This window comes from Hoyosella subflava DQS3-9A1 (assembly GCF_000214175.1).
In the GTDB taxonomy this organism is placed as follows: domain Bacteria; phylum Actinomycetota; class Actinomycetes; order Mycobacteriales; family Mycobacteriaceae; genus Hoyosella; species Hoyosella subflava.
In genome coordinates this window covers 1,730,251-1,751,156 of record NC_015564.1, presented here as the reverse complement: position 1 = coordinate 1,751,156, position 20,906 = coordinate 1,730,251, and the positions used below count along the sequence as shown (strand labels likewise).

Genomic DNA, 20,906 nt, shown 5'->3' with positions numbered 1-20,906 from the left:
ATGACTCCTTCTTCGTGAATGAGCTTGTGACCTAGAGCACACTCCTTCCCTGGACTGGGGACAAGGGTTGCGGAGGGTTGCATGGTTTGAGCCGGCGTGAGGCGCCGATACGCTTGCCACGAGGCGGGTTCTTCATGGGGTGAGAAGGATTGCCAGCGCGTACCGGGCGTAGCGAGATGCGACTTCTCTTGCATCCTTGGGGCCGTCGGCCTTGAACCACGAGGGCAACGAGGTGCACATGGTCGCGATGGCGCGAGTGGCTACGCGCACCTCGTCCGGTGTGAGCCTTGACTCCTTGTTGGCATCGATCACGGCGAGTGCCTGGCGATCCAGGGCGTGTTGCACGGCGTCCCGCAGTGCCGTGACCCGCGCCCGTTCCGGACGTCCGAGCCCGCGCATCTCGCTTGCTCCGAGGAACGCCAGGTCGCCTTGGACAGCGTGGAACAGCGCGAGCGACTCCACCATGAGGGCGAACGAGTGTGCGGCGTCCCTGCCCTCCGCGCGAGCAGCTTCGATTCGCCAGGCGATCTCGCTCATGGTGAAGTCGAGCAGCGCCACGAGGATCCGCTCCTTGCTCGGGTAGTGGTGGTAGACGCCAGCCACGCTCATGCCCGCCGCCGCGGCGATGTCACGCACAGTGGTGGCGTGGAAGCCATGTACCACGAACAAGCGTGTGGCGGCCTGAAGGATCGGATCCGTCTCGACGCTGTCGAACACCCGCCACGACGGCGTCCCCTGCCGACGCTGCGGGAGCGGGCGACCCGGCCGAGTCGGCCCAGGTGATCGTCCCGGTCCTACGGCGGTCGTCGACGACGTCAGCAGCTCGCTGGTGTCAACGTCAAGTACGGCGGCAACGTGCTCCAGCCGCTGCACGGTGATCGGCGTGAGATCCCTCTCGACGGCACTGAGAGTCGCGGGACTCACGTCAAGACGGGCCGCCAGGGCACGGAGGGACAGGCCCCGGGCCTCACGGGTCGCCCGGATGGCCGCGCCGACCGCAGGTTGGCTCGCCGCAGATTGTTCAGTCATACCGAACATACTAGCCGAGGACTAGCGCTAACTGAACAATTTCGATACGATCGCTCGGTCTGTTCAGTAAGGAGTCACACATGTCCACGGACCTGCTCGGCCTGCTACCGCTCTCGGCACTGGCCCCCGCTTTGGTGGCCGCCACGAATGACACCCGATGGACAGAGGTGGACGCTGAGCTGATCACCGGAGGCAAGTCGAACCTCACGTTCGGCCTGAGCTGTCCTGCTGGCGAGCTGATCCTCCGGCGCCCACCGACGGGCGAACTTCTCCCGCGTGCACATGACATGGTCCGCGAGGCCAGGGTCCAGGAGGCTCTCGCGGGCACTGCGGTACCGACTGCGGCCATCGTGCTGGTCGACGACGGCAATCTCCTGGGCTTCCCGTTCTACGTCATGGAGAAGGTCCCGGGACATGTGGTGCGAGGCGACCTTCCGGCCGGCTACGCAACGGAAACTGACGAACGTCGCGCGATTGGTGAGGGCTTCGTGGACACACTCGCCACGCTTCACGCCGTCGACTACGAGGCGATCGGACTCGCGGACTACGGCCGCCCCGAAGGCTTCATGGCGCGGCAGGTACGCCGCTGGACCGGCCAATGGGAGGCATCGCGATTCGAGCCCGTCGCCGAGATCGAGGAGCTGGGTGCACGGCTGGCCGCCGCGGTCCCCGCTCAGCAACGGACCGCCATCGTGCACGGCGACTACCGACTCGACAACGTCGTCCTGGATTCCACGGCTCCGGGCCGAATCGCGGCGATTCTGGACTGGGAGCTCTCCACGCTGGGCGACCCGCTCACCGATCTGGGCCTGCTGCTCCTCTTCTGGCGCGAGGAGGGTGAACCCGAGCTGTCCCTGATCCCCGGCGTCAGCCATCTGCCGGGATTCCCCTCGCGCACCCAGATGCTGGCGCGTTACGCCGAGACTGCTGGCGTCGACCTGTCCGACATGGACTGGTACCTCGCCTTCGCGCACTTCAAGTTCGCCGTCATCGCCCAGGGCGTTGCTGCACGGTCGCGCGCCGGCGCAATGGGCGGCCAGGACTTCGGCGATCTCGATGCGGAGATCCTCGGCCTCGGCCAGCGCGGCCTTGCCCTCCTCTGAACCTCTCCCTACCTCCCCCAGGAGCACACACCATGGACTTCTCCCTCTCCCCCAAGGCCCAGGAAGCCTGCGAGAACATGTGGGACTTCATGCGCTCGCACGTGTTCCCGGCCGAACCGGCCTGGGCGCAGTACCTGCGCGAGCATGGCGAGCATGCCTATCCACCGGTGATGGAAGACCTCAAGCGCGAGGCACAGCGGCGCGGCCTCTGGAACCTCTTCCTCCCCAAACTCTCCGGCCTGTCGAACCTCGAGTACGCGGCGGTCGCCGAGATCTCCGGCTGGTCGCCCGTCATCGCGCCTGAGGCGATCAACTGCCAGGCGCCTGACACCGGCAACATGGAGACCCTGGAGCTGTTCGCCACGACAGAGCAGCGCGAGCGCTGGCTCGCGCCACTGCTCGCCGGCGAGATCCGGTCGGCCTTCGCCATGACCGAACCCGAGGTGGCCTCCTCCGACGCCACCAACATCACCACCCACATCAGCCGGGACGGCGACAGCTACGTCATCAACGGCCGCAAGTGGTGGATCACCGGGGCAGCCGACGCACGCTGCCAGCTCTTCATCGTCATGGGCAAGACCGACCCGACGGCCGAGACCCACCGCCAGCAGTCGATGATCCTCGTTCCCCGTGACACCCCGGGGCTGACCATCGAGCGGAACCTGCCGATCTTCGGCTACAACGACCAGCACGGCCACTGCGAGATTGAGTTCCGCGACGTCCGGGTCCCTGCGAGCAACCTCCTGGCCAACGAGGGCGACGGGTTCCGCATTGCGCAGGCCCGTCTGGGTCCCGGGCGCATCCATCACGCGATGCGTGCCATCGGCATGGCGGAGCGCGCCCTTGCCCTCATGGTGGTCCGTGCCCGGTCCCGCGTTGCCTTCGGGCAGCCACTGTCGGACTACGCCAACGTGCAGGATCTCATCGCGCAGTCGCGTATCGAGATCGACCAGGCGCGTCTGCACGTCTACCACGCCGCCTGGCTCATCGACCAGTACGGCGCCAAGGGAGCGCGCAGCGAGATCTCGGCGATCAAGGTTTCCGCTCCGGCCATGGCGACGCGGGTCATCGACCGGGCCATCGAGGTCTTCGGCGGCATGGGGGTGTCGGACGACTCACCGCTCGCCTACTTCTACGCGTGGGCCCGGGTCCTGCGCATCGTCGACGGCCCCGATGCGGTGCACCGACGAACGGTGGCGGGCATCGAGCTGAAGAAAACGCCGCCGCACGTCGGCTGAAGGAGAACCTGATGAACCTGATCGACCGATTCAGCCTCGAAGACAAGGTCGTCGTCATCACCGGCGCAAGCTCCGGCTTAGGACTCGGCTTCGCCCGTGCCTTGGCCACGGCGGGTGCCACGCTGGTCCTTGCCGCGCGACGCGAAGAGAAGCTTGAAGCCCTCGCGGCGGAGCTCCGGCAGCAGGGGACGCCCGTGCTCATCCGTCGCACCGATGTCTCGGTGCAGGAGCAGTGCGAGGAGCTGGCCGCAGCAGCGGCCGACGAGTTCGGCCGCATCAACGTGCTGGTCAACAACGCCGGCGTCGGCCCGGCCGGGAGCGCTTTGAGAGAGGACCCCGCGGTCTTCCGCAGCACCATCGACACCAACCTGAACGGGGTGTACTGGATGGCGCGCGCCTGCGCGCCGCACATGCCGGAGGGGTCCTCGATCGTGAACGTTGCCAGCGTGCTGGGCTGGGTTGCCTCCCGCTTCCCACAGGCCGGGTACTGCGCCAGCAAGGCTGGCGTACTCGGTCTGACCAGGGACCTCGCCCAGCAGTGGTCGCGCCGCCGCGGCATCCGTGTCAACTCCCTGTGCCCGGGCTACTTCGACTCCGAGATCACCAACTCGGAGGGCGCGGAGGCTCTCCGGACGATGGTCACCGACAACAGCGTCCTGGGGCGGTTCGGGGAGCAGGCCGAACTGGATGCCGCACTGCTGTTCCTGGCCAGCCCCGCCTCGTCGTACATGACCGGCGGCTCACTGGTGATCGATGGCGGTCTCAGCGCCATCGTGTAAGTCCCGCCGCGACCTGCGGTGCCCAGTTGTCTTCGCCGGGGAACGGCGGTCAGCCCGCCGGGGACGTGGGTGCCTCATCGAGGGTTTCGTCCGGGGGAAGCCCGAGGATGCGGTGGATGCAGCCGATGCAGGCGTGGACCGCGCGCCGGCTCAACGCGAAGCGGGCACGGCGGTGCTGGAGCGCACAATAAAGTCGGTCTCCACGACGACGCTCTGGGGGGCCATCGGTCGCTCGCCAGCGGCCAGATGTTCGAGCAGAATCTTCGCCGCTTGGCTCCCCTGCCGGGCGGGACACTGAGCGATCGTGGTCAGGCCGACGGCTTCGCCGATCGGATTGCCGTCAATACCGATGACAGAGAGGTCGCCGGGCACGGTGAATCCGAGATCGCGGGCCGCGAAGATTGCACCTACTGCCATCTCGTCGGACGAACAGAAGAGCGCTGTGGGGCGGGGGCCCGGCCCTGCGAGGAGAGTCTTCACTTTTCTGTACCCATCCGCGACGGTGTAGTCAGCAGCAATGTCCCAGCGTGGACTGATCTCGCACCCTGCATCACGCAGGGCAGAGTAAAAGCCTTCGCGACGGTCTGTCGACATGGGGAAATAGTCGGGGCCCGTTTCGGCGGTGCCACCGAGGTGCGCGATCTGACGATGGCCGAGTCCGATCAGATGCTCCGTAGCGAAGCGCGCAATAGCGTGTTCATCGAGGTGAATACTCGGCACCCCGGGCACCAGCCCCCCGATTTCTACGATCGGTTTACCCACATCGAGCAGTTGCTTGAGTTCTGATTCGTCTAGACGCAGCGAAGCGGCAACAACAGCGTCGAGCCGTTTGCGCAGCAGGTAGTCGGCAAGAACACGCTGGCGCTGTCCTTGCCGGTCAAAACTGTACAGCGACAAGTCGTAGCCCTCGCTCATGAGCGCCGACGTGATGCCCTCGAGCAATTCGGAGAAGAACCACCGATTGATAAACGGCACGATGACTCCCACCGTGCGACTGCGGCCGGAAGCCAGGCTTGACGCGGCATAGGACATGACGTAGCCGAGATCTTTCGCTGCTGAGAGAACGCGCTCCCGCGCGGCGGGCGATACGTGGCCCCGACCACTGAGCGCGCGGGAGGCTGTCGCCGTGGAAACTCCGGCGCGCTCCGCGACTTCTTTGATCCCAGCCACTGTCCGCCTTCAGTCACTTGTCATGTGAGCTTCACCCATACCGTATGGCCCGGCCGCAGCGAGCCGTCCCGGATGCTGTCCGGCGCACTACTGAGCAGGACATTCGGTGTAGGCAGGCGCACATCGGTGTCGCCAGTATTCACCATAACCAGGACGTCACCATTCGCGAACGCAAGGCACGCCGTATCCAGGTATTCGGGGAGCCACTTCAGCGACCCGTGGCCGAGCCCATGGTGACGCCGGAGCCTGAGAGCCTCGGTGTACATCGCAAGCACCGAATCCGGATCATTTCGTTGCACGTCGCGCGCGAACGACTCCCACCCTGTCGGCTGAGGCAGCCACGCAGCACCGCTTTCGCTGAAACCTGCTGCAGCAGCGCGGCTCTCCCAAGGGAGGGGCACCCGGCTTCCATCACGGCCTAACCGCTGGCCATCTGTGCGGGCATAGGTCGGATCCTGTCTGCATGAATGCGGCATGAGAGTGTGGTCCGGGAGCCCTAGTTCCTCACCTTGGTACAAGTACACACCGCCCGGAAGTCCGAGCATCAATAGCGAGGCTGCACGTGCAAGGGTCTGGCCACGGGCCAGGTCGGGCTGCGGATCGTCAGGGCCGAGTCCATCTCCGGGACGATCTGGCCGCTCGGTGATCCCGAACCGAGTGACGTGGCGCTGCACGTCATGGTTGGACAGCACCCACGTCGTCGGCGCACCGACCGCATCGAACGCACGCAGCGAATCCTCGATTACAGTGCGGAATCTGGTTGCGTCCCAGGGGCAACTGAGAAACGCAAAATTGAAGGTCTGGTGCATCTCATCGGGTCGCACCCAGTCGGACAGGCGTGGCAGCGGATCGATGCCAGCCTCGGCGCATAACACCCGGTCATCACCGTACTCAGCCAGTATCTGGCGCCATTTCCGGTAAATGTCATGCAACGCGGGCTGACCAAACATCGGCGCGAGGTGCCCTGGGTAATCGTCAGTACCGACGCCGTCAGGCCGGCCGTGCCAGTCAGGCAGGTCCTGCTTCTTGACGAGTGAATGCGCAACGTCGACCCGGAACCCCGCGACTCCGCGGTCGAGCCAGAATCGCAGAATGCGCTCGAACTCGCCATGCACCGCAGCGTTATCCCAGTTGAAGTCGGGCTGAGATGAGTCAAACAGGTGGAGATACCACTGCCCCGGTGAGGCATCTGCCTCAACGACTCTCGTCCAGGCGGATCCACCGAAGTGGGACTGCCAGTTATTCGGTGGTTCAGCGCCTCCCGGCCCCTTGCCGTCACGGAAAATGAATATGTCCCGCTCCCGGCTGCCGGGACCTGCGGCCAATGCCTTCTGGAACAAGGGGTGCTCTTCGGAGCAGTGGTTCGGTACAAGGTCGATGATCACACGGATACCGAGAGCGGTCGCGCGTTCGACTAGGTGGTCGAACGCGGCGAGTGACCCGTACATCGGGGCGACATCGCAGTAGTTGCTGACATCGTATCCACCGTCGCGCTGTGGTGAGGGGTAGAACGGCGACAGCCACACGGCATCGATATCCATCTCGGCCAGCTGTCCGAGCTCGGCGGTAATGCCTGCAAGATCACCGTTGCCGTCACCGTCGAGGTCACGGAACGAGCGTGGATAGATCTGATAGATCACCGATGAGCGCCACCACTTCGCCGCCTCGTCCGGCGGGTCAGCGGGATGTACCGCGAGGAGCGGACCCGATGAGTCGCTAGTGGTCGTCGCATCAGAGTCATATGCAGCACGAGTAGCAGTCATGTCTCACATCGTACGAAATATGGAAGCGCTTGCATAGACCCTGAGCACGTATTCTATTTTTTCACGCCGTAGTCTAGACACCTTCTCTGCAATCGCTTACTATTGTGATTCACTTCACCTCTGACCTTCTGCGCGCATCCGATCACACGGAGAATTCGAATGAACAGACGTACCCGCCTCACTACAGGCGCGGCTGCGGCCCTGGCGACCACGCTGCTCGCGTCGTGCGCCTCCGGCGAAGGACAGGGCGAGGCTGTACAGCAGTTCCTCGGCCAGTCCGGCGGCCCGATCACCATCTGGGCCGGCGAAGAAGCGATCGCCGGTCTCACCGAGATCGCAAACGAGTACGAGGCGGACACCGGCGTTCCGGTGCGCATTGTCCAGCGCGACGCCAGCCCACAGACCATGAGTGAATTCATCACCCAGTCACCAATGGGGCAGGGTCCTGACCTCCTCATGTCTCCGCACGACAATCTGGGCCAACTCGTCGCCAACGGCCTGCTCATGCCCATCGAACTCGGGGACCAGGGCGAGGATTTCCTTGACGTCGCGATGCAGGCAGTTACATATGAAGGCGCCGTCTACGGCGTGCCCTTCGCTGTGGAGAACGTCGCGGTTCTCCGCAACAACGAACTCACCACGCACACCCCTGAAACCTTCGACGATCTCATTGCGGACGGCCAGGCTCTGGTCGAAGCAGGCCAAGCAGATTTCCCCATCTCAATCCCGCAAGACCCAAGCCTGGGAGATCCCTACCACCTCTACCCGCTCCAGACATCCTTCGGAGCCCCCGTTTTCGGCATGGATGACGACGGCTCGTACACCACCGAACTGGCTATGGGCGGAGAATCCGGCGAGGCGTTCGCTGAATATCTCGCCGGTCTTGGCGCTGCCGGTGTCCTCAAAACGTCGCTCACACCGGATATCGGGAAGGATGCGTTCGTCTCCGGACGCGCGCCCTACATCATTTCCGGCCCGTGGAACCTCAATGATTTCGAGGCCGCGGACATGGACCTCACGCTGATGCCGGTGCCGACAGCTGGCGGACAGACCGCTCAGCCGTTCGTGGGCGTACAGGCCGTCTTCATGAACGCAAATTCTGGAAATGCGTTGCCCGCCAATGACTTCCTCGTCAACTATCTCACGCGGCTCGACACCCAGCTCGCCATTTTCGAGTCCGTCGGACGCCCACCTGCCCTCAACGACGCAATCGACGCGATCGCAGACAGGCCGCTGCTGAGTGCCTACGCCGAACTCGCGGAAGCAGGCGCACCCATGCCCGCGATCCCGGAAATGCGCTCCGTGTGGACGTTCTGGGGCACCACTCAGAACGGCATCGTCGAAGGCCAGGGTGAACCCGCCCTGCTCTGGCGCCGCATGATCGCGAACATCGAGAACTAAGGACCCCCATGAACTCGCAGATCACAGCTTCCCTGAAACCCGGGACTCCGGCGGCGCGGCCCGAAAGCACATACTCCAGGAAGAGAACTTCACACAGCCACGGATTCAGCGGTGGCTTCGTCGTCAAGCTCATACTGATGGCACTGATCAACGCGTTCGGGCTGTACGGCATCCTCGCGTCGTGGGCGGTGGGCAACAACGGAATCCTCTGGTTCCTCGTCGCCGCCCTCGCCGTCGTCAACATCGTCTACTTCGCACCCACGCGGAAACTTCTTCCGGCCAAATACCTCGCCCCTGGTCTGATCTTCCTGCTCATTTTCCAGGTGTTCGTGGTGATCTACACGGCGGGCGTGGCGTTCACCAACTACGGCGACGGTCACAACTCTTCGAAAGAAGATGCGATACGGGCTCTCGTGCAACAGCATGAGCGGCGTGTTGACGGGACCCCTCAGTTCCCGATTTCCGTGGTCCAGAGTGAGGGCGGCGAACTCGGCTTCGCCACCGCCGGATCCGGTGAAACGGTGCTGGTAGGCACTGGTAACGCCGCTTTCCAGCCCGTCGCGGGTGCCGAAGCGGGCGCCAACGGGCTCCCCGTTTCGGTTCCTGGCTACGAGGTGCTCGATTTCCCGGACGTGATCGCGCGGCAGGACTCGATCAGTGAGCTCCGTGTCCCGATGGACGGTGACAGCTTCCTTCGCACCAACGACGGACGGGTTGCGTTCGTCTACGAACAGGGACTTGTCTACAACGAGGCCACAGACACGATGACGGCGGCCGACGGGACCGTCTACACTGCGACCGAAACGGGCAATTTTGTTTCCGCCGATGGGGAGGAACTGTCTCCAGGCTGGACGGCGAACGTCGGATTCGCCAACTTCGGTGCAATCTTCGACAAAGACGTGCTGGGCGGACCGTTCCTCTCTGTCACCTTGTGGACCTTTGCCTTCGCGGTACTGGCGGTGGCCACGACTTTCTTCCTCGGCCTCTTCATCGCGATGCTCTTCAATGACGCGTCGATGCGAGGGAGAAGCATTTACCGGGCGATCATCATCCTCCCGTACGCATTCCCGGGGTTCTTGTCGATCCTGATCTGGGCCGGACTGCTCAACCGGGACTTCGGTTTCATCAACGACATCGTGCTCGGCGGTGCTGCTATACCTTGGCTAAACGATCCCTGGCTAGCCAAGCTCAGCCTGGTGCTGGTGAATTTATGGCTGGGGTTCCCGTACATGTTTCTGATCGCGACGGGTGCGCTGCAGTCGATACCCGCGGAGCTCTACGAGTCCGCGCGCATGGACGGCGCTGGCAGGTGGCGCGCATTCAAGTTCGTCACGCTGCCGCTGCTACTGGTTGCTGTCGGCCCCATGCTGATCGCCTGCTTCGCAATGAACTTCAACAACTTCAACCTCATCTACCTGCTGACTTCAGGCGGCCCGCGCGACCTGGATTCGACTACCGGGGTGGGCTCGACGGACATTCTCATCACGTTCGTCTACAAGCTCGCGTTTGAGACCGGCGCGAATCAGTACGGGCTCGCGAGCGCGGTTTCCATCCTCATATTCATCATGGTCGCGGTGGTCTCCGCGATTGCGTTCCGCCGCAGCAAAGCACTCGAGGAGATCAGCTGACATGTCCACCACTACGTCTACCGAATCACACATTGTCTACAACAAGCGACCTGCCTGGGAAACCTTCCGCCGCAGCGGATGGCGTCACGCAGTCGCGGCAGTCATCGTCGTCTACGCTGTCTTCCCGCTGCTATACGCGTTCTCAGCCTCAGTCGGAGACGCCGGTACGCTGCTCGGCTCCAACCGGCTCTTCGCCACCTTCTCCCTCGAGAACTTCCGTGAACTGTTCTCCGACCCCCAGAACCCGTTCCTGCGCTGGTTCGCGAACTCCCTGATTGTTGCGTCCACCACCGCGATCGGCGCGGTGATGATGGGCGCAGCCGCCGCATACGCGTTCTCACGGTTCCGGTTCAAGGGCCGCAAGACCGGTCTGATGAGCCTTCTCATTATTCAGATGTTTCCGCAGCTCCTGGCATTCGTAGCAATCTTCCTGCTCCTCGCCACACTGTCTGACATCTACCCGTTCCTCGGCCTCAACTCGCTCCTCGGCCTGATCATGGTGTACCTCGGCGGCGCGCTCGGCGCGAACACGTTCCTCATGTACGGCGTCTTCAACACCGTCCCCCGTGAACTAGATGAAGCCGCACGCATGGATGGCGCGACACACGCACAGATCTACTGGACGATCATTCTTCGGCTGATCAAACCAATCCTTGTGGTGGTCGGCCTGCTGTCCTTCATCGCGGCGTTTTCCGACTTCCTGATGGCGCGCATCATCCTTCAAGACCCCGATCGCTGGACCGTCGCAGTTGGCCTCTACCAGTTCGTATCGGTCGAGTTCGGTGAAAAATGGGGCGTCTTCACCGCAGGCGCAGTGGTCTCGGCGCTACCCGTAGTCCTGCTCTTCCTGTTCCTGCAGCGCTTCATCGTGTCGGGCCTCACCGGCGGCGCCGTCAAGGGCTGACTCACACCACACCAGAGATTGGAATCCACATGGCACCTATCGTTTTCGACAACACGACCCGCTTGTATGCGGGGTCAGAGCAGCCCGCGGTCGACCGACTCAACCTCCATATCGAGGACGGGGAGTTCCTCGTGCTGGTCGGCCCGTCCGGGTGCGGCAAATCGACCTCGCTGCGTATGCTCGCAGGGCTTGAGGAAGTCAACGCCGGACGAATCCTCGTCGGTGGCCGCGACGTCACTCACACCGATCCGAAAGACCGCGACATCGCGATGGTCTTCCAGAACTATGCGCTCTACCCACATATGTCTGTCGGGGAAAACATGGGCTTCGCCCTCAAACTGGCGAAAGCACCCAAGGCGGAAATCGCAAAGCGGGTCGCGGAGGCTGCTGCACTTCTCGACTTGAAGGACTACCTCGACCGTAAGCCGAAAGCGCTCTCAGGTGGGCAGCGTCAGCGCGTCGCGATGGGACGGGCCATAGTGCGTGATCCGCAGGTCTTCCTCATGGACGAGCCCCTGTCGAACCTCGATGCCAAACTGCGCGTACAGACCCGCACCCAGATCGCACAACTGCAGCGCCGCCTCGGCACTACCACCGTTTATGTCACCCACGACCAAGTTGAGGCGATGACAATGGGTGACCGTGTTGCGGTCCTGAAAGGCGGTGTGCTGCAACAGTGTGCGCCACCGCGTGAGCTCTACCGGTCCCCCGCCAACGTTTTCGTCGCCGGCTTCATGGGCTCGCCCGCGATGAACCTGATGACCCTGCCGCTGAGTGACCGCGGCGTAATGCTCGGAGAGCAGATCGTTCCGGTTCCCCGCACCGCCCTCGCGGGCGTCGATGGCACCGAGATCACGTTCGGAATTCGCCCTGAACATGTTGAGCTCAGCGACAGCGCGGCTGGTTTGCCGCTCGAAGTGGACGTTGTCGAAGAACTCGGGTCCGAAGCCTTCATTTTCGGCCGCACCTACATCAACGGGGCACAGCAACAGCTCGTGGCGCGCGTGGACTGGCGAAATCCGCCGAGCAAGGGCGAGGTCATTCACGTCCGGATTGACGAGTCACACGCCCACATGTTCGACAGCGCTGGCGACGGCGCACGCATCACTGCCTAAGCACACGATTGGAGCAGCATGGAGAACTGGTGGAAATCCGCCGTTGTCTACCAGGTGTACATCCGCAGCTTCGCTGATGGCAACGGTGACGGGATCGGCGACCTGCCGGGCCTGCGGGAAAAACTTCCTTACCTGTCATCTCTGGGCATCGACGCGATCTGGATCACGCCGTGGTACACCTCGCCGATGGTGGACGCCGGGTACGACGTCGCAGATTTTCGTGACATCGATCCGTCATACGGAACCTTGCATGACGCAGAAGCCCTGATCCGCGACGCGCACGCGCTCGGTATCAAGGTGATCATCGACATCGTCCCCAACCACACGTCATCCGAACACAGATGGTTTCACGCCGCGTTGCGGGACGAAGCAAACGCGAAGCAGCGCTACATCTTCCGGGACGGGCAAGGAACCGACGGAAGCAGCCCGCCCAATGACTGGACCAGCGCATTTGGCGGGCCGGCCTGGACGCGATTGCCGAACGGCGAGTGGTACCTCCACATGTTCGCGCCCGAACAGCCTGACCTCAACTGGGAAAATCCAGAGGTCCGGGCAGAGTTCGAAGACATCCTTGCCTTCTGGTTTGCCCGCGGCATCGACGGTTTCCGGATCGACGTCGCGCATGGCCTTGTCAAACATCCCGAGCTTCCCGACGCGGGACCGCGCCCGGAAGACTGGCGGACTCAACCGCACCCTGCGCGCGACCAGGATGGGGTGCACGACATATATCGCACCTGGCGCAAGGTCGCGGAAACGTTCACCCCAGAACGGATCTTCGTGGCGGAAGCGGTCGTCCCCACCAACGAGCGACTCGCCCGCTATCTACGGCCTGACGAACTTCACACCGCGTTCCAGTTTGACTTCACACGAGCGCCGTGGCGGGCTAACTCACTGCGGGACGTGATCGACGATGCCGTCTCCCAGGCTGCAACGGTCGGGGCGCCAGCGACATGGGTGTTATCGAGTCACGACATTCCGCGGCCCGTCACCCGCTACGCCCGCTCGCAGCCGGAGTTCGACGTGCAGCCTGAGTGGGATCGGGCGCGGTGGTCAGCGGAGGAACCGGATCTCGAACTTGGGAAGCGGCGCGCACGCGCCGCCGCACTGCTCCAACTCGCTCTTCCCGGCACGGCCTACATCTACCAGGGCGATGAACTCGGTCTAGATGAGGTGGAGAGTCTGCCCCCTGAGGTACGGAACGACCCGACGTGGGCACAGTCCGGCTACACAGATGTGGGCCGTGACGGGTGCCGCGTACCGCTGCCCTGGTCTGGAACATCACCACCATTTGGATTTTCACCCGAGGCATCGCACGCTGACCCCTGGCTCCCGCAACCGGAACACTGGGAGTCGCGGACGGTGCTAGACCAGCAGAATGACAATGCGTCCTTTGTATGGCTGTATCGATCTGCGATCCACCTTCGGACGGCGCTCTTTCCAGCCGAGACCGAACTGGAGTGGCTGGGGTTCGCCGGGCAGGTGCTCGCATTCCAGCGGGGCGACTCGCAGTGCTGGGTGAACTTGGGTGACGAGCCGGTAGACCTGCCTGCCGGGTGGGACGTCGTCCTGGAATCGTCGCGGACTCATGGCGACAGCTTGCCCTCTGATACGGCTGTGTGGATGACGCGCTCACCCTTTTAGAGATCCGCCGCCCCATTGCCCCGGCGCATCGGGAAGTGGGACGATTGGGGATGCCGGGGCCAACCCTCGACGCTCGATTGCTCAGCAAGGAAGTGACGGAAATGGCATGGCGAATCAAGGCGAATTATTACGAAGGATGTAACTGTGCGCTGGGATGCCCGTGCAATATGAATGGCTTCCCCTCGCACGGCTACTGCGAAGGCGTGGTGGGGTTCAAGATCAAAGAAGGTGATCGGGAAGGAACCGACCTCGCGGGAGCGAAAGTCGCGAGTGCGGTGAAGTGGCCCGGAGCCATCCACGAAGGCAACGGCACGATGGTGCTCTTCATCGACGCCACCGAAGCGCAGCGCGAAGCACTCATCCCCATTCTCACCGCGGAGGATCCGGGGCTGCCCTGGGAAATACTCGCCGCCACAGTGAGCGAGGTTCACGGCCCATTCTTCGAGACAATCGATATCGATGAAAAAGCCATCGACTCGCAGCTGCGAGTGGGTGACAAGTTGTCCATGAACATGGAGAGCTTCCGGGATCCTGTGAGCGGCGAGAAGCACGTCCCTCACATGATCCTCAAAGACGGGTTCATCTTCCAGGATGGGGCGATTGGCACAACATCAGTTCTGACGCTCAACGCTGATGGAGTGACCTTCGACCACGCGGGCAACAACGCGTACTACTCCGAAGTGGAGTGGTCCAGCGACAACCGGATGGCCCCTGTGATAACGCAGCAGACCTGAAATCACCCTGGAAACCACACCAGATGACCGAGGTTCACAAGGTCCCCAGAACCGATTCTCCGCGCATGGCGTACAGCGTCCTCGAGCGCAGAGCAACTGTCACGATCGTCGGGATGCTGCTCGTGCTCGCGGGCGCCGCGTGGTGGTGGACCGTCCGTACCGCGCACGACATGCAGTCGATGGCTCAGGGCCTCGCTTCAATAGGCGCGCCCATGGCTTTCGACATGGGCGTCCTCATCTTTCTGGTCATGTGGACAACAATGATGGTCGCGATGATGTTCCCCACCATCGCACCGATCGTCCTGCTCCATCGCCTGGTGATGCGGCGCCAGAATCGTGGGGGCGCCCCCACAGCGGCATTCGTACTGGGGTATCTCTGTGTGTGGACCGCTGCCGGGCTCGTTCCGCTGGCGCTGCTCCTCGCGTTCCGCAATGTCGCGCACGACGCGGGGTGGGTGACGGTCGCTGCGGGTGGCGTGCTGATAGTTGCGGGCGCGTACCAATTCACGCCATGGAAACAGACATGCCTGCGCGCGTGCCGTACCCCGTTGTCTTTCCTGGCGACGCACGACTTCGGTAACGGACTGCGGGGAACATTCCGGACTGGCGCGGCACATGGCCTTTACTGCCTCGGGTGCTGCTGGGCTCTCATGTCCGTTCTCCTGGTTGTCGGCCTGATGAACCTAGTCTGGATGGCGGTCCTCGCAGCCGTATTCCTGGCTGAAAAGCACTCGAGCCGGGGCGTTCTGCTTACCCGCATAGTCGGAACCGCGGTAGTCGCCCTCGGAATCGCGATCATGGTCCATCCCCCTGTTCTGGAGTCCATCGCGCCCACATCCGACGTGACGGAACCGATGCCGGGTATGTGACACCACTAGGTCAACTGGTCATTCCTCGCCGTGCTCCGTGAAGCCGACCGCAGTTACGTCGTGGGGAAGGCTTGTCCGCGTGGCACGCAAGAAGGCGTAGGGAGTGTGCTGGCCGAAGTTAGACACTCGTGAGGTGTAGACGTCCGCAAACTTCTCGACCTGCCGGGCGAATAGGCTCTTGTCGTTCCCCGCGCGCATTAGCGGGCCCCACGTAGGGTTGCCAAGAGCGCCTGCTGCTTGCGCGAGAGGGGCGATCTGCTGATCGAGTTCGCGGATAGCGTCATAGAGGGAACTCATCGTTGCGTCGGCTTCCCTCGCAGGTTCAGCGCTCGCCGCAGCACGCGAGCGAGCGAGGCGCGCATGGGACAATTCGTCCTCAAGGCTTTCCTTAATGACCATGAGTTTGCGTAGCTGCATCTCGTCGTCAGCGAACCTAGCGGCGTCCGCGATCTCTGCTTCGAGTTCGCTCATAATCAGCGCGGTACGCCACCGCAGAACCGATTTCGAGACATGGACGTCACCGAACAGGTGGTCGCCAACGTAGAGAATCTGGGCACCGTCGAGTTCGAGGCTCTGCTCCACTAGTCGTGCGCATCCGCCGTAGTAGACACCTCCCGGTTCCATCAAGCCCTGGTGGGGCTCGAGAAGGTTCCGCTCCGGGTCGACGACGCGGAAGACGGGAGGGCTTTCCGAAAAGAAGCGAGGTTTGGCCGCCGCGACAACTACGATGTCGAACAGATCACGCCAGTTCCCACTGGGGACGTGCCGATCGAATGCATAGCTCATCATTGCCCGGGTGTAGGTCCACTCGCTGTTCGTGATGAGAAGAAGCCTTTTGCCCGCAAGACGCTGGTCCATCAGCGTCTCCGCGATGGCGGGATCGAAATCACAGAATCGATCGGGGTCAGCGGTGATCTCCGCTTTGAGCTCACCCATCGTATGGGACACATCCAGCGCCGACGAGACGACCTTGAACAGTTCGTCGTAACCGACCGGCCCCTTTATGTGTCCAGCGTCGAGAAGGTCGACGAGCTGTGCGTACAACGCTGCCTCGGATATGGAGAAGAGCGTGTTGAGGAAGCGGAAACGCGGTTCGGACAAGTCGATGAACACGCCGTTGTACGTGCGCCTCAGTTCATTGAAATTCAGTTTTTTGGTACCGTGCTGCGCCTGGATGACGTAGCCAAACCGCGTGGCCTTCACGAGGTTCCCAAGATCCAGGTCAAGTACGAGCCCCTGCAGATACCGATCGGTTTCGAAAACGAGGTCCTGGACCGGGTAGCCGCGCTTCGCGAGTACCCGGCGCGCATGCTCGAAAGCAGCACCTTCCCACTCTGCTGTTCGGTAATGCAGCAACGTGTAATCCATGTCGTACCCGATCGCCTCGACCGAGCGTAGGTTCAGTGTCCGGTTCGCGTACACACGACGAGCAGGTTCTGTCACGCCTCGAAAGCCTACTGGGCTCGTGTGGGTTCGCTTTCATTTTCATGACCCCAGCACTCGACACCCTTCAGCTCCGGCATTTCAGCTACGGCGAACGTGGGATCCAAGCCCTGCTTACGCTGTGCGACGTAGTGATCGAGCAGCCGGAAAGTGATCACTGCGAGCGGTGCAATGGCAAGCAAGTTGATCAGGACCATGATTCCCATCGTGAGGTTCGCCATCTCCCAGACGAGATCGAGAGCCGCGATCGAACCGAGAAACGCGCATCCGATGATCGCGAGACGGAACCACAACAGCGCTCGCGGTGACCTCGTCAGGAACTCGAGGTTTGCATACCCGATGTAGTAATTCCCGAGGAGCGAACTGAAAGCGAGAATGAAGATCACGACAGTCAGGAAGTGGATTGCCCAGTCACCGAACTGTACCGATAGCGCGTGCTGAGTCAGCGTAGCGCCTTCACGCTCACCGAAATCAGGTTCCGCGAGGAGGATGATGAATGCCGTCATGCTGCAAATCAGCAAGGTGTCGAAATAGACGCCGAGTGACTGCACCAGCCCTTGCTTAGCCGGGTGGGACACCGCGGCCGTCGCGCTCACATTCGGAATGGAGCCCATTCCGGCCTCATTCGAGTAGAGACCACGCTGCATGCCATGCAGGAGTGCGGCGCCGAGACCACCCGCAACGACTTCCCGGAAACCGAATGCGTTCTCGATGATGAGCCACACCATGCCCGGCACCTCGGGAATGTTGAGTGCGACGACGACGAGCCCGAGACCAACATAAGACAGTGCGAGTACGGGCACCAATACCTGAGTGACATGGGCGATCCGGCGCACACCGCCGAAGATGACGAGAGCCAGTAGTGCCGCGACCGCAACGCCGATCCCCGCGAGGAAAAGCGGCTCAGTATTTCCCACGGAGTTCGAGATCGAGTCAGCGATCGTGTTCGCCTGCACCGTGTTGAAAACAAGACCGTAGGTGATGATTGTGACAACCGCAAAAAGCACTGCTGGCCAGCGCTTTCCGAGCCCTCGGGAGATGTAATACGCAGGCCCACCACGGTAGCTGTCGCGATCTTTGAACTTATACAACTGCCCTAGCGTCGACTCAACGAAGGAGGTGGCAGCACCGATCAGTGCAAGCATCCACATCCAGAACACCGCGCCCGGGCCACCGAGGGTGATGGCGATAGCGACGCCAGCCACGTTGCCTGTACCTACGCGCGCGGCAGCCGAAATCGTGAACGCCTGGAAGGACGACAGGCCTTTGCGGCCATTTTCCATCACCAGGGAGGGTTCTTTGATGACGCGCACCATCTCGCCGAACAGCCGAATCTGGGCGCCTTTCGACCAGATTGTGTAGACGATGCCCGAGAGCACCAGAATCGTCAGCGGGAGGTACCAGTACCACTCGTTGACGGTCGTAATGACGTCAATAGTCCGTTCCATTGCACTTCCTGCCAAACATGTGATGCCTGAGCGATTATCTGCACACGTTATCGCGGTTGGTCTTCACCGGCAGCGAATCTGCTTGATCTCTCATCGCCACAGCAAGAGCGCCCCAAGTACCGCCAATTCAAAATGGACAATACCGCCATTTCAGCGGCGTCACTGATTTATCTGGCATTTAAAGCCTGCTAGATCACAATGTGACATCTATCATGTCTTTATCGACGCGAATGCCGATGTAAGGCTACTAAATTAGCTGTCCTGCCTGGGGTTTTACCGACACCTCCAGGCGTCTCGGCACACAGTCTTCGTTATGTGTCCGTTATGAAGCGAGCCACAAAGTGTAGAAACCGCCGCGGTACAGCCGCGAGACTTTTCAGCGTTATGAAACTTCCTGCAATTTTCGCCGCATCCGCAATCGTCACTCTTGGCGCCGCCGCCACCATCCATCAGACGTCGATGGCAGATACATCAGCGCCGTCGGCTGACGTTGCAGCAAACGAAACCCTCCCCGAGGGCGAGAGTCCGAATGGTGAAGCCGGCCCCGCGAGCGCTGTAGAGGACGACGCCCCTCCGCTTCCCGCACCCGTTCCCGCAGAATTCGCCGAATGGATTATCAAAGCGAGTGGTGAGTGCGAGGGCGTCACTCCCGGCCAGATCGCCGCGCAACTGTTTGCGGAGTCAACCTTTCGCGTAGATGCAGTCAGTTACGCGAATGCACAGGGCCCTGCCCAGTTCACGCCCGAGACATGGGAGGCGTGGGGCACCGACGCCGATGGCGATGGGGTCAAGGATCCCTTCAGCATCCCCGACTCTGTGATGGCGCAGGCGAAATACATGTGCCACAACCTCGAAAGCGTCGAGCAGGCAATCCACGATGGGAAAGCCGAAGGCGACGCTGTGGACCTAGCACTCGCGTCCTACAACGCCGGATTTGGCGCCATCCTCCGGTTCGGCGGGATGCCCAGCGGCGGCGACTACACCACCCAGACACAGCCCTACGTCGAAAAGATCCGGGACCTCGAGCAGGCATTCAACGCTTACTTCGAAGCCAGGGTCTGATCGCTACTGCTTGACAGCCGCCTCCATCTCCGAGAACTCCGTCTCGATATCCGCGTGCGGCCGGGGCACAGTCAGAGACACGACAACGGACACCACCTCGCATCTGCAAAGCCCGGCACGATCTCGTACATCACGCTCGCGAGTGCATCGATGTTGCCCCAAATGCCGACCACAACCACGCCGGTGAGCATGCCAGCGAGAGCTCCGGTCGAGGTGAATTTCCGCCAGAACAGCGAAAGAATGATGATCGGGCCGAAAGCGGCGCCGAAGCCCGCCCACGCGAACCCGACGAGTTCGAGAATCGTACCCCGCGGGTTGATTGTGATCAGCATGGCAACTATCGCGACAGTCAGGACGCCGAGCCGCCCTAGCAGTACGAGGCGCTGACTGGTGACGTCCTTGCCGAATATCCGGTAGATATCCTCGACCAGCGCCGAGGAACACACAATCAGCTGCGATGAGATAGTCTGATGCCGATCCGGCGACCGGATTTGGCGTCGGCAGAGGACCTCAGCGCCATGAAGCGCACGATGATATGCGGCTGACCGAAGTACCCGAGGCCCCAGGCCGCAGCCGAGATGACCGCGAGGAAGCTACCAGAGGCTCGCGAGATCCCGCGCGGTTTCTTCCAACGCATTGCGAATTGCACGCACCGCAGGGTGCCGCGCGCTCGAAGCCCGGATGGCGGTGAAGATTGTGCGCCGTGGGTCGCCTTCAAGCCCGAGCAGCCGGGCACGCGGCTCCCTGCCGACCCACACAAGATCAGGGAGAAACGCGACCGCGTTCCCGGACTCCACGAGCCGGACGTGCGCCTGCAAGTCGGCGGTTTCGAAGCGGACGTCGGGTTCAAATCCCGCCTGCCTGCATGCTTGCTCGGCCCAATGGCGGGACGCGGAACCACTTGGCTCCATCACCCACGGCAGTTCACTTGCGGCATCGAGTCCGCGAACGGCGCCGAAGTCCGCGGCGGCACTGTCGACCGGCGGCAGCGCGAGCCGAATCGCATCCCCCGTAAGCAATTGACGATCAAGGCCTGCGTAGTGCGGCGCGGCGTGCCCCGGGTACTGCTCTGCAACAACGAGATCGAAATCCCGGGCCCAGGTTTCGTGCAGTGCCGTTTCAGGCTCGTGCTGCACCATTTCGATGCGGACGTTTGCATGACGTTCACGGAGCAATTGAAGGGCCTGCGGAATGAGTGCAAGCGCCGCGGTCTGAAACACCGCCAGCCGCACGGTGCCAGTGACAGTAACGCTCGAAGCTGCCAGTGCCGCCTCGGCGCGCTCCAGGCAGTCGAGAAGTTCGGTGGCGTGGTCGACGAGAAGAACAGCCTGAGGGGTCAACTGCAGGCGCCGGCCAGATTTGCGCAACAGCACGACACCGGCCTCCCGCTCCAAGATCGAAAGCTGCTGTGACACAGAGGAGGGACTGTAGCTCATGGCAGCTGCGACCTCGGAAATCGTGCCGCGAATGCTGAGTTCCCTCAACAAGCTCAGACGGTGAACATCGAGCATGCGTCGCTCCATTCTTCCGGTTTTTCCGCACAATACCCTTCGGAAAACGTCGCTATACCTGAAGGGAT

General features: G+C 62.3%; 19 protein-coding genes. 11 read left to right on the top strand and 8 right to left on the bottom strand.

What is annotated here, in order from left to right:
- Positions 1-132 precede the first annotated feature (132 nt).
- Positions 133-1,029: a TetR family transcriptional regulator gene (locus AS9A_RS08120; protein WP_158307353.1), complete on the bottom strand. Its 897-nt coding sequence runs from the start codon at positions 1,027-1,029 to the stop codon at positions 133-135.
- 80 nt (positions 1,030-1,109) lie between these two features.
- Between AS9A_RS08120 and AS9A_RS08115 the strand changes: the two genes are divergently transcribed.
- Genes AS9A_RS08115 through AS9A_RS08105 form a run of 3 tightly spaced genes read left to right on the top strand, consistent with a single transcriptional unit; the run spans position 1,110 to position 4,149 of the window.
- Positions 1,110-2,132, top strand: a complete 1,023-nt coding sequence (locus AS9A_RS08115) for a phosphotransferase family protein (RefSeq protein ID WP_013806479.1) — start codon at positions 1,110-1,112, stop codon at positions 2,130-2,132.
- 32 nt (positions 2,133-2,164) lie between these two features.
- A complete protein-coding gene (locus AS9A_RS08110; protein WP_013806478.1) occupies positions 2,165-3,370 on the top strand; it encodes an acyl-CoA dehydrogenase family protein in 1,206 nt (401 codons plus the stop codon).
- 11 nt (positions 3,371-3,381) lie between these two features.
- A complete protein-coding gene (locus AS9A_RS08105; RefSeq protein WP_013806477.1) occupies positions 3,382-4,149 on the top strand; it encodes an SDR family NAD(P)-dependent oxidoreductase in 768 nt (255 codons plus the stop codon).
- A gap of 150 nt (positions 4,150-4,299) precedes the next feature.
- On the opposite strand, the gene AS9A_RS08100 is transcribed toward AS9A_RS08105, so the two are convergent.
- Both AS9A_RS08100 and AS9A_RS08095 read right to left on the bottom strand, forming a co-directional pair.
- Positions 4,300-5,319 (bottom strand): LacI family DNA-binding transcriptional regulator, encoded by a 1,020-nt coding sequence (locus AS9A_RS08100; RefSeq protein WP_013806476.1) that lies wholly within the window; start codon positions 5,317-5,319, stop codon positions 4,300-4,302.
- 20 nt (positions 5,320-5,339) lie between these two features.
- Positions 5,340-7,082, bottom strand: a complete 1,743-nt coding sequence (locus tag AS9A_RS08095) for a glycoside hydrolase family 13 protein (protein WP_013806475.1) — start codon at positions 7,080-7,082, stop codon at positions 5,340-5,342.
- 159 nt (positions 7,083-7,241) lie between these two features.
- Between AS9A_RS08095 and AS9A_RS08090 the strand changes: the two genes are divergently transcribed.
- The 7 genes from AS9A_RS08090 to AS9A_RS08060 all read left to right on the top strand — a co-directional run bounded on the left by AS9A_RS08090 (position 7,242) and on the right by AS9A_RS08060 (position 15,374).
- Positions 7,242-8,483: a sugar ABC transporter substrate-binding protein gene (locus AS9A_RS08090; RefSeq protein WP_013806474.1), complete on the top strand. Its 1,242-nt coding sequence runs from the start codon at positions 7,242-7,244 to the stop codon at positions 8,481-8,483.
- Between the two features lie 8 nt (positions 8,484-8,491).
- On the top strand, positions 8,492-10,111 hold the full coding sequence (locus AS9A_RS08085) for an ABC transporter permease subunit (protein ID WP_013806473.1): 1,620 nt from the start codon (positions 8,492-8,494) through the stop codon (positions 10,109-10,111).
- Position 10,112: 1 nt separating this feature from the next.
- Positions 10,113-11,015 carry a sugar ABC transporter permease gene (locus tag AS9A_RS08080; protein ID WP_013806472.1) on the top strand — a complete coding sequence of 301 codons (903 nt, stop codon included), beginning with the start codon at positions 10,113-10,115 and terminating at the stop codon, positions 11,013-11,015.
- A gap of 29 nt (positions 11,016-11,044) precedes the next feature.
- Positions 11,045-12,130 (top strand): ABC transporter ATP-binding protein, encoded by a 1,086-nt coding sequence (locus AS9A_RS08075; RefSeq protein WP_013806471.1) that lies wholly within the window; start codon positions 11,045-11,047, stop codon positions 12,128-12,130.
- Positions 12,131-12,148: 18 nt separating this feature from the next.
- A complete protein-coding gene (locus tag AS9A_RS08070) occupies positions 12,149-13,771 on the top strand; it encodes a glycoside hydrolase family 13 protein (RefSeq protein WP_013806470.1) in 1,623 nt (540 codons plus the stop codon).
- A 50-nt stretch (positions 13,772-13,821) separates the two neighbouring features.
- Positions 13,822-14,505, top strand: a complete 684-nt coding sequence (locus AS9A_RS08065) for a DUF1326 domain-containing protein (RefSeq protein WP_083826496.1) — start codon at positions 13,822-13,824, stop codon at positions 14,503-14,505.
- A gap of 65 nt (positions 14,506-14,570) precedes the next feature.
- Positions 14,571-15,374, top strand: a complete 804-nt coding sequence (locus AS9A_RS08060; RefSeq protein WP_158307352.1) for a DUF2182 domain-containing protein — start codon at positions 14,571-14,573, stop codon at positions 15,372-15,374.
- Between the two features lie 18 nt (positions 15,375-15,392).
- Here the strand turns inward: AS9A_RS08060 and AS9A_RS08055 are convergent, their stop codons facing one another.
- Entirely contained in the window at positions 15,393-16,817 is a 1,425-nt protein-coding gene (locus tag AS9A_RS08055; protein ID WP_013806467.1) for an HAD-IG family 5'-nucleotidase, read from the bottom strand.
- Positions 16,818-16,828: 11 nt separating this feature from the next.
- Positions 16,829-18,265 carry an alanine/glycine:cation symporter family protein gene (locus AS9A_RS08050; protein WP_013806466.1) on the bottom strand — a complete coding sequence of 479 codons (1,437 nt, stop codon included), beginning with the start codon at positions 18,263-18,265 and terminating at the stop codon, positions 16,829-16,831.
- A gap of 384 nt (positions 18,266-18,649) precedes the next feature.
- Here AS9A_RS08050 and AS9A_RS08045 point away from each other — a divergent pair, with 384 nt between their 5' ends.
- Complete coding sequence (locus AS9A_RS08045) at positions 18,650-19,327, top strand: lytic transglycosylase domain-containing protein (RefSeq protein ID WP_013806465.1); 678 nt, start codon at positions 18,650-18,652, stop codon at positions 19,325-19,327.
- Positions 19,328-19,398: 71 nt separating this feature from the next.
- On the opposite strand, the gene AS9A_RS24955 is transcribed toward AS9A_RS08045, so the two are convergent.
- The 3 genes from AS9A_RS24955 to AS9A_RS08035 are packed head-to-tail and all read right to left on the bottom strand — an operon-like array spanning position 19,399 to position 20,838.
- Positions 19,399-19,773 (bottom strand): sodium:solute symporter family transporter, encoded by a 375-nt coding sequence (locus AS9A_RS24955; RefSeq protein WP_013806464.1) that lies wholly within the window; start codon positions 19,771-19,773, stop codon positions 19,399-19,401.
- Between the two features lie 2 nt (positions 19,774-19,775).
- Positions 19,776-19,964 carry a sodium:solute symporter family transporter gene (locus AS9A_RS24950; RefSeq protein WP_407636565.1) on the bottom strand — a complete coding sequence of 63 codons (189 nt, stop codon included), beginning with the start codon at positions 19,962-19,964 and terminating at the stop codon, positions 19,776-19,778.
- Positions 19,921-20,838, bottom strand: coding sequence for a LysR family transcriptional regulator (locus AS9A_RS08035; RefSeq protein WP_041450951.1), 918 nt, complete (start codon positions 20,836-20,838; stop codon positions 19,921-19,923). Before AS9A_RS08035 ends, AS9A_RS24950 begins: the two co-directional genes overlap by 44 nt.
- Positions 20,839-20,906 lie beyond the last annotated feature (68 nt).